Here is a 6,872-nt window from a genome sequence, read left to right on the forward strand (position 1 = left end):
GCCGCCCGTGGTCTTCCGGTCGGTGACGGTCCACCCGACGGGCCGGGGCCGGGGCCGGGGCCTGAGCCCGGGGCCTGAGCCTGAGCCCGGGGCCTGAGCCTGAGCCCGGGGCCTGAGCCCGGGGCCTGAGCCCGGGGCCTGAGCCCGGGCTCGGGGTCCCTCAGCTCCGGCCCGTCGGGTGGACCGTCACCGACCGGAAGACCACGGGCTGCTTGGGCCGCCCGTCGGTCGACCCGTCCGCCGTGCCGTTCGCGGCGATCTTCCGCAGGACGTCCAGCCCGCCGACCACCTTCCCGAACGGGGTCCAGTCGGGCTGCATGCGGACCGCCGGGTCGCCGTAACTGATGAAGAACTGACTGCCGTTGCGGCCGGGCTGCGCCTTGGACAGTGCGACGGTGCCCGCCGGGTAGGCGGCGCCGCTCAGGTTCTCGTCGGGGAAGTAGTAGCCGGGGTCGGCCGCGCCCCGGCCGGCGGGGTCGCCGCATTCCAGTACGAAGATCACGCTCGTGGTGACCCGGTGGCACGCGCTGTTGTCGAAGTACTTCCTCCCGGCGAGGAAGGCGAACGAGGTGGTGGCGCAGGGGGCGGCCTCGGTGAACGCCTCGATGGTGACCTTGCCCTGGTCGGTGACCAGCTCGGCCGTGTACGGGCGGGCCCGCGCGGGGTCGTGCACGGGTACCCCACCGGCGCCGGCGGTGGTCCGCGTGTACGCACACGCGGCCGCGGCCGCGGCCGGGTCGGCGGCCGGCTTGGAGTCGTGCGGGGTTCCCGTGAGGGACTGGGCCGTCCAGATCAGCCCGGAACAGGCGGCGGCCACCGTGACGGCGGTGGCCGCCTTCCGTACGGCCGGGCGGCGCAGACCGCGTCCGGCGCCTGCTGCCGGGGCGGCTCCGGCCCCGGTGCCCGGTGCCGGGCCGGTTCCTGGTGCGGGGGTCGTGTCCGGCGCAGGCGCCGGTTCCGCCGTGGCCGGTCCGGCCGATCCTTCGGGGGCCGGTCCGGGCTTCCCGTCGGTCCAGTTCATCCGAGCCTCGCATTCGGTGGGAGACCCCCCGGGGTGACGCGCAGAGCGTACCGAGACGGCTTCAGGAATCCGGAGAGGCGCGGGGGCGGCCCCGGGGCGGGATCGGGCCCGCTCCGCCGGGGAGGCGGCCGGCTTCGGCCAGGGCGCGGCGGAGCAGGAACTCGATCTGCGCGTTGGCGCTGCGCAGTTCCTCCCCGGCCCACCGCGCGAGCGCGTCGTGCACCTGCGGGTCGAGCCGCAGCAGCACCTGCTTGCGTGCCTGCCGCCCGGCCGCCTTGGGGGCCGCCGCGGGCCCTTCGCCCGCACCGGAACCGCCCGCACCGGAACCGGCTGCCCCGGACCCGGCTGCCCCGGACCCGGCTGCCCCGGAACCGGCCGGGCCCGTGGGGGCACGGTCGGCGGGGGAGTCCGTGCCGTCGTCGGGGATCACTGGTAGAGGGTGCCCGTGTTGATGACCGGCTGGGCCGCGCGGTCGCCGCACAGGACCACCATCAGGTTGGACACCATCGCCGCCTTCCGTTCCGGGTCGAGGTCCACGATCTCCTGCTCCGCGAGACGGGTCAGGGCGAGCTCGACCATACCGACCGCGCCCTCGACGATCTGCTTGCGCGCCGCGACGATCGCCCCCGCCTGCTGCCGCTGGAGCATCGCGGAGGCGATTTCCGGGGCGTACGCGAGGTGGGTGAAGCGGGACTCGATGATGTGGACACCGGCCGCCTCGACGCGGGCGGACAGTTCGGCGGCGAGCTTCTCGGTGATCTCCTCGGCGTTGCCGCGCAGCGACAGGCCGCCGTCCTCGTGGGCGTCGTAGGGGTACTCGATCGCGATGTGCCGGACGGCCGCCTCGGTCTGCGTCTCGACGAACTCGGTGAAGTCGTCGACCTCGAAGACGGCCCGCGCGGTGTCCTCGACCCGCCACACCACCACGGCCGCCAGCTCGATCGGGTTGCCGTAGGCGTCGTTGACCTTCATGACGGCCGTCTCGTGGTTCCTCACCCGGGTGGACAGGGGCCGCCGGGAGGTCAGCGGGTTGACCCAGCGCAGTCCGTCGGTGCGGACGGTGCCGCGGTAGCGGCCGAACAGCTGGACCACGCGGGCCTCGCCCGGCGCGACCGTGTTCAGTCCGCCCATGGCGATGAGGGCGGCGAGTGCCAGGACGACGCCCGCCGCTATCAGGCCCACCTTGGCCCCGTCGGTTGCGGACACCGCGCCGAGGACCGTCAGGCCCGCCCCGCCCGCCACTCCCGCCAGGCCGAGCAGCAGCGCGAGCCCGCCGCCCACGCTCCGCGCGGGGAACTCCCGTACGCCGCTCTCGGTGCCGCCGCCCGTGGTGTTCGTCATCATCTGCCCCGTTTCCTTCCATGGCGGCCAGTCGGGCCGCTTATCAAAGTGATATCACTTTTTTGGATCCAACGGGAGTCGGCTCAACGGCGGGTGCAGGGTGGGTGGGGGGTGGGTGAGGGGCGGGTGGCGGGAAGTGCGGCGTGGAGGCCGGCAACCTCCGGGCCTCCGGTTGCGTCGGTTCCGGTGGGATGGGTGCTCATTGTCACGTCCGAATTGCCCGGTATGAGTATCGGGTAGCCGGATTTTGTCACAGCCTGCGGTGTTAGCTTTCTGAGCTGACGTCGGGGGGTTATCGAGCGGAGCGGGAGCGATGGGCCGAGCAGAAGCGCGAAGGGCGCAGCAGCAGCGCGGTGCGCGACGAGCGCCGAGCGGGCGCGGACGCGGCAAGGGCAAGGGCGGGAAACCGACCGGCATACGCCGCTTCTTCACGTGGAAGAAGGTGCTCGGCACCTTCTTCGGGACGGTGCTGCTCGGCATGGCGGCCCTGATCGGCCTCTACTTCTACGTCGAACCGCCGGACCCGAACGCCGACGCGCTGACGCAGAACAACGTCTACAAGCTCTCCGACGGCACGGTCATGGCCCGCGTCGGCGCGATGAACCGTCAGATCGTCTCGATCGAGAAGATCCCGGCCGACGTGCAGACGGCCTTCATCGCGATCGAGAACAAGTCCTTCTACAGCGACCGGGGCGTCGACCTCAAGGGCATCGGCCGTGGCCTGTTCAACACCGTCACCGGCAAGGGCAAGGCCGGCGGTTCGACGATCACCCAGCAGTACGTCAAGAACTTCTACCTGACGCAGGACCAGACGCCGACCCGCAAACTGAAGGAGCTGATCATCTCCCTCAAGGTCGACCAGGAGATGGAGAAGCCGCAGATCCTCGCGGGTTACCTCAACACCAACTTCTACGGCCGCAACGCGTACGGCATCCAGGCCGCGGCCCAGGCCTACTACGGGGTCGACGCCGACAAGCTGACCCTGGAGCAGGGCGCGTACCTCGCCGCCGTCCTCCAGGCCCCCAGCCAGTACGACTGGGCGACCGCCGGCCCGAACGGCAAGAAGCTGGTCATGATCCGCTTCAACGGCGTCCTCGACAACATGGTCGAGATGGGCAAGCTGGACCCGGCCAAGCGCCAGCAGCTGAAGTTCCAGGAGCCGATCAAGCCCAAGGCGGCCGCAGGCTCCGAGGGCCAGAAGGGCTACCTGATCCAGGCCGCCGACGAGGAGCTCAAGCGGCAGACCGGCATGACCGACGGTCAGCTCAAGGCCGGCGGCTGGGAGATCACCCTCTCCATCGACCCGAAGAAGCAGGCGGCGCTGGAGAAGGCCGTCCAGGACGAGCTGGAATCCAAGCTCGACCGCAAGGGCCGCCCCGTCGACGCCGCCGTGCAGGCGGGCGCCACCTCCGTGGACCCGAAGACCGGCATGATCGTCGCGATGTACGGCGGCACCGGGCAGAGCGAGCAGTGGGCCAGCAACGCCCTGCGCAAGGACTTCCAGCCGGGCTCGACCTTCAAGCCGGTGGTGCTCGCCTCCGCCCTGGAGCGCAAGGCGAGCACGCAGGAGGGCAAGCCGATCACTCCCAACACGCTCTACGACGGCACCAGCAAGCGCCCCGTGGTCGGCAGCGACACCCCGTTCAACCCGCAGAACCAGGACGACCGCGACTACGGCAACCCGATGATGACGGTGCAGTCCGCCACCAACTCCTCGGTGAACTCCGTGTACGCGCAGATGATCGTGGACGTCGGACCGAGGAACGTGAAGGCGACCGCCCTCGAACTCGGCATGCAGGACCGCGACGGCTGGCCCGCGGACAAGCCGGCCATGTCGCTCGGCACCATGAGCGCCGACACCCTGGAGATGGCCGGCGTCTACGCCACCTTCGACAACCACGGCAAGAAGGTCACGCCGAGCATCATCAAGTCCGCCGAGCACGCGACCCGCGAGTACAAGCCGGTCCGCGCCGTCGGCGACGGGGCCATCAGCCGCAAGACCGCCGACACCGTCACCAAGGTGCTCACCGGCGTCGTCGAGGACGGCTCCGGCCAGGCCGTGAAGAGCTCGGCCTACGAGGCCGCGGGCAAGACCGGCACCACCGAGAAGAACGTGGCCGCCTGGTTCACCGGGTTCACCCCGGAACTGGTCACCGTCGTCGCGATGTTCGGAGACGAGCCCGGCACCCACACCCAGACCAGCCTGACCGGTACCGCCGGCGGCGGACGCGCGGGCGGCTCCAGCTTCCCGGCCGCGATCTGGAAGCAGTACACCCTCGACGCGCTCAAGGGCGTCGACACGGGCTCCTTCGACCTCGACGAGGCGGACATGGGCAAGGTCCAGTCGTCGAGCCCCAGCACCTCTCCGTCGAGCACTCCGAGCCAGTCCGCGAGTTCGCAGCCGCCGAGCAGCACCTCGTCGCCGAGCCGGACGCCGAGCCGGACGCCGAGCGGGACGCCGAGCGGAACGCCCAGCGGGACGCCCAGCCGGACGCCGAGCAAGACGCCGACCCCGACCGCGTCGTCGTCGAAGTCGAACACGCCGAAGCCCCCGCTGCCCGAAGAGGGGCCCGAACGGTAGGCACCGCAGAACCCGTACCCGTACACACCACTGCCCCGCGGCTTCGTGCCGGCGGGGCAGTGGTGTGGACGGGCACGGGTGGCGGCCCGGTCAGCGGCCGTCCGGCTTGCCCGGCGCGCCCGGTGCGGGCGGCAGGGCCAGCTCGAACCAGACGACCTTGCCGCTGCTCAGCCGGGTGGCGCCCCAGCGGCGGGCCATCCGGTTCACCAGGAACAGGCCGCGGCCGCCCTCGTCGTCGTCCCGGGCCCGGCGCTGGCGCGGGAGCTGCGGGGAGTCGTCGCCGACCTCGCAGCGCAGTACGTCCGTCCGCAGGAGGCGCAGGGTCACGGGCCGCTCGGCGTACCGCACGGCATTCGTCACGACCTCGCTGACCAGCAGCTCCAGGGAGTCCTCCAGCTCCTCCAGACCCCAGCGCGCCAGCGCGCGGCGGGCGAACCGGCGGGCCCGGCCCGGAGCGGTCTCCTCCGGGTCCAGGAACCAGTACGCCACGTCGCTGGGCGCGATCCCGTCGAACCGGGCCGCGAGCAGCGCGATGTCGTCGTCCCGGTCACCCGGCCCGAGCATGTCCAGGATGTCGTCGCACAGGGCCTCCAGCGGCGGCGGGTGGTCCAGGCCCGTCAGCTGCGCGGTGGTGGCAAGGCGTTCGCGGAGCTGCTCGATGCCGGTCCAGACGTCCCGCAGCCGGGACTCGACGAGGCCGTCGGTGTACAGCACGAGGGTGGCCCCGGCCGGGGCGTCCAGCTCCACGGCCTCGAAGTCCACGCCGCCGACGCCGATGGGTGCGCCGGGGGGTACGCGCAGCACCTCGGCGCGGCCCCCCAGGTGCAGCAGGACCGGCGGCGGGTGGCCGGCGTTGGCGATGGTGATCCGGTGCGAGACCGGGTCGTAGACGGCGTAGAGGCAGGTGGCCATCCGGTCGGAGCCCAGGCGCTGCGCCTGCTCGTCCAGGTGGTGCAGGACCTCGGCGGGCGGCAGGTCGAGCTGCGCCAGCGTCTGGGCCGTCGTACGGAGCTGCCCCATGATCGCGGCGGAGGTCATGGAGTGGCCCATGACGTCGCCGACGACGAGTGCTACCCGGCTGCCGGGCAGGGGTATGGCGTCGTACCAGTCGCCGCCGACCCGGGCCGTCTCGGCGGCGGGCAGATAACGGCTGGCGAGGCGGACCCCGGTGGGCTGGGGAAGGCTGTCGGGCAGCATCGTGCGCTGGAGCTCGTCGGCGATGTAGGCCTCGCGGCCGTAGAGCACGGCCTTGTCGATGCCCAGCGCCGTGTGGGTGGCGAGCTGCGCGGCGACCAGCAGGTCGTTCGTCTCGAAGGCCGGCCGCTCCGGGGTGCGCAGGAACACCGCCGCGCCGATGACGCGGCGGCGGCCCCGCAGCGGCGCGAGGATGGCCCGCTGGCCGCGCGGGACCGGGTGGTCCGCGCCCAGCAGCTCCGGCAGGGCGGCGCGGGCGGCGGCGGAGGACCCGAAGACGGGCCGTACGCCGCGCAGCACCTCGGCCAGCGCCCCGCCGGGGCGGATCTCGCAGAGCTCGGCCGCGGGCAGGTCACCCTGCGGGCCGATCAGGGCGAGCTGGCTGAAGTCGAGCTCGCCGTCGGGGGTCATCGCGCCGGCGATGCCGCCCCCGGCTCCCGTGAACTCGTCGATCGGCCGGAGCCGGTCGGTGCGGCGCAGCCTTAAAACGACCGGTCCGACGGGCCGCTCGTCGCCGACGGGCAGCGGATCGCGCAGGTAGACGAGGATGGCGTCGGAGAAGGTGGGCACCGTGGCCCGGCACAGGCCGAGCACGATCTCGTCGAGGTCGATCCCGCGCGCGATCCGCCGGGTGGCCGCTCCGACGAACCGCAGCCGGTCGCCCTCCCGCCGCGCGATGGTCGCGTCGACCCCGATGCCGCTCACGGGTCCGGACGCGGAGCCGGACCCGCCGAC

The 6,872-nt window shown here is 72.5% G+C and carries 5 protein-coding genes; 1 reads left to right on the top strand and 4 read right to left on the bottom strand.

Going from position 1 to position 6,872, the window contains the following annotated elements:
• Positions 1-160: 160 nt before the first annotated feature.
• The 3 genes from ABZY57_RS31515 to ABZY57_RS31525 all read right to left on the bottom strand — a co-directional run bounded on the left by ABZY57_RS31515 (position 161) and on the right by ABZY57_RS31525 (position 2,365).
• The gene (locus tag ABZY57_RS31515; RefSeq protein ID WP_356517765.1) at positions 161-1,021 is read right to left on the bottom strand and encodes a peptidylprolyl isomerase; all 861 of its coding nucleotides are present in this window, start codon (positions 1,019-1,021) and stop codon (positions 161-163) included.
• Positions 1,022-1,082: 61 nt separating this feature from the next.
• Positions 1,083-1,268, bottom strand: coding sequence for a hypothetical protein (locus ABZY57_RS31520; RefSeq protein ID WP_267751621.1), 186 nt, complete (start codon positions 1,266-1,268; stop codon positions 1,083-1,085).
• A 179-nt stretch (positions 1,269-1,447) separates the two neighbouring features.
• Complete coding sequence (locus tag ABZY57_RS31525; RefSeq protein WP_356517767.1) at positions 1,448-2,365, bottom strand: SPFH domain-containing protein; 918 nt, start codon at positions 2,363-2,365, stop codon at positions 1,448-1,450.
• 310 nt (positions 2,366-2,675) lie between these two features.
• On the opposite strand from ABZY57_RS31525, the gene ABZY57_RS31530 reads away from it, so the two are divergent.
• Complete coding sequence (locus ABZY57_RS31530) at positions 2,676-4,943, top strand: transglycosylase domain-containing protein (protein WP_356517769.1); 2,268 nt, start codon at positions 2,676-2,678, stop codon at positions 4,941-4,943.
• A 90-nt stretch (positions 4,944-5,033) separates the two neighbouring features.
• On the opposite strand, the gene ABZY57_RS31535 is transcribed toward ABZY57_RS31530, so the two are convergent.
• The coding region (locus ABZY57_RS31535) for an ATP-binding SpoIIE family protein phosphatase (protein ID WP_356517771.1) at positions 5,034-6,872 on the bottom strand (1,839 nt) is incomplete at its 5' end.

The organism is Streptomyces sp. NPDC006450 (assembly GCF_040612195.1).
Classification (GTDB): domain Bacteria; phylum Actinomycetota; class Actinomycetes; order Streptomycetales; family Streptomycetaceae; genus Streptomyces.